Raw genomic sequence first — 2339 nt, forward strand, 5'->3', positions numbered from 1 at the left:
ATGAAAAAAATTACTTTGCTAAGTGTGTTATTATTTTTGATGACACAGTTTAACTTCTCTCAATCCCTTTCAGGAAAACGAATCAAGATTGCTAACCCAACAAGCGCGGAGCTTTTAAAAGTTAAGGAAGTTGGTATAGACCTGTCCTGTGGGGCTTTGTTCACGGAAAACGGCTTGATTCTAGAATTAGGAGAAACCGATTTGGACAATCTTTCCCAAAAAGGCATCTCATTTACCGTATTAATTGACGACCTAATCGGTTATTACCAAAAGAAAAACGAGACCGAGCTCCCCTTAGCCAAATCTCAGCTACAAGCGAAAAAGGCCCAGGCCTTTTCAAGAAAATCCCTCAGTACCAAAAGTGAAAGTATCGATAATTTTATTCAGTACGAGGGCTGCTCAGAAGTAAACTGGGCAGTACCTACTAATTTTACTCTTGGTAGTATGGGTGGGTGTTTAACCTATAGCGAGGTTTTAAGTGAACTGGACCGGATGCGCTCCTTATACCCCAACTTAATATCGGTAAAAACCGATGCCTCACCCGGCACTGTAACGCATGGTAACTCTTACACCAATGGAGGGGTTTACGATACATGGGCAGGACAGCCTATATATTATGTAAGAATTTCAGATAATCCAGATATAGATGAGGCCAACGAGCCAGAATCCTTGTATTCGGGCATGACACATTCCAGAGAGGTAAGTTCTATGATGAATTTAATGTACTACATGTGGTATGTTTTAGAAAATTATAGTACGGATCCGGGAATAAAGAATTTGGTAGACAATCATGAAATGTACTTTATTCCCGTTGCCAATCCTGATGGTTTAATGTGGAACGAGCAGATAGCCCCAAGCGGTGGTGGCATGCAGCGTAAAAACCTTGGGCCGTACAATACTGGGAACAACGCCCAAAGGGGCGTGGATTTAAATAGAAACTATGATTACTTCTGGGGGCCTAACCCCATTTATGGAGGTTCCTCAGGAACACAGAGCAGTGATGTTTACAGGGGCCCAAGTGCGTTTTCTGAACCAGAAACACAAATAGTTAGAAATTTCTCGGCATCTAGAAACTTTAAAACGGCCATGAACCACCATGCCACATCAAACTTAATTCCCCATGCTTACAATGGTTATCCTGCTGCTGCTCCATCGGGCAGAGAGGCTGAATACCATAAGTTCTGCCATGATATGACACGTTTTAATAGGTATATCTATGGAGAGGCACCAGATATCTTAACCATCGCTAATGGCGATATGAGCGATTGGATGCTTGGTGGTGCTGCCGATGTTAATGGCTCAAAAGGTTCTAGGGACTTTCCTGCTTACGCAACTGAAGGTGTGTTGGCACTAGCCCCAGAGAATGGTTCATGGATATCAAGTGATGGCGAAGGTGGCTTTTGGCCCAGTGCTACTAAAATTGTGGAGATCGCCCAAAGAGCCATGAGAATGAATTTCGTGAACGCTTACCATAGCGGGAAATTTGCTCAATTTCACGACTTGAATCCAAGTGATATTGCTACAACCTCTGGTAACTTAGAATTTGGTTTGGAATACCTTGGTCAAACTTTAGGGGATATCACACTAAATGTAACACCTGTTTCTGGTATTCAATCTATTACGCCACCACCAACACAAACAGGTTGGAGCAAACTAGAGCAGCGTAAAGTCACTGCTGCTTATACTTTAAATCCAGGGATACAGCCCAATGATGAAATTGAGTTTCAGGTTACCTTGAGTAACGATGATGGCTATGTAATGTATAGAGCCAACATTTTAAAAATTTACAACCCTTCAGTATTATTTACGGATAATCCAGATACAGACAATTTAACAAATTGGACTGCCTCAGGGGGCTCTTGGGGAACAACTACAGATGCATACTCCGGCACTACGGCCATCACAGACTCGCCTTCTGGTGCCTACGGCAATAACCAGTCTAAAACACTAACTTTAAGTACAAGTGTAGATTTATCATCGTCTTCAGTAGGAATCGTACAGTTTTTTGCCAAATGGGATTTAGAAAGAAATTTTGATTATGTTCAAATTGAGGGCTCAACCAATGGGTCTACATGGATTCCACTTTGTGGAAAATATAGTAAACCAGGTTCTAGTAGATCAACTAATAGATATAGTAGTGGTAATAGTACTAATACAAGTACAGGTAAATCCACTGCAGACCAAGACAATCAACCCACGGGAGAATCTATATACGATGGAGATTCTATGGACAAATGGGTGATGGAAGAAATTTTAATTGATGGTACAGAAAATAGTTTCCTGTTCGGTGCCACAAATGCACGTTTCCGTTTTGTATTTGATTCCGACAATACTAATAG

1 protein-coding gene is annotated in these 2339 nt (G+C 41.4%); it reads left to right on the top strand.

Features of this window, described 5'->3' with window-relative positions; all coding sequences use genetic code 11:
- Nucleotides 1-39: 39 nt before the first annotated feature.
- On the top strand, nt 40-2339 hold a 2300-nt coding region (locus CLV33_RS17380), incomplete at its 3' end, for a M14 family metallopeptidase (protein WP_170064040.1).

It is taken from the genome of Jejuia pallidilutea (genome assembly GCF_002973595.1).
Taxonomy (GTDB): domain Bacteria; phylum Bacteroidota; class Bacteroidia; order Flavobacteriales; family Flavobacteriaceae; genus Jejuia; species Jejuia pallidilutea.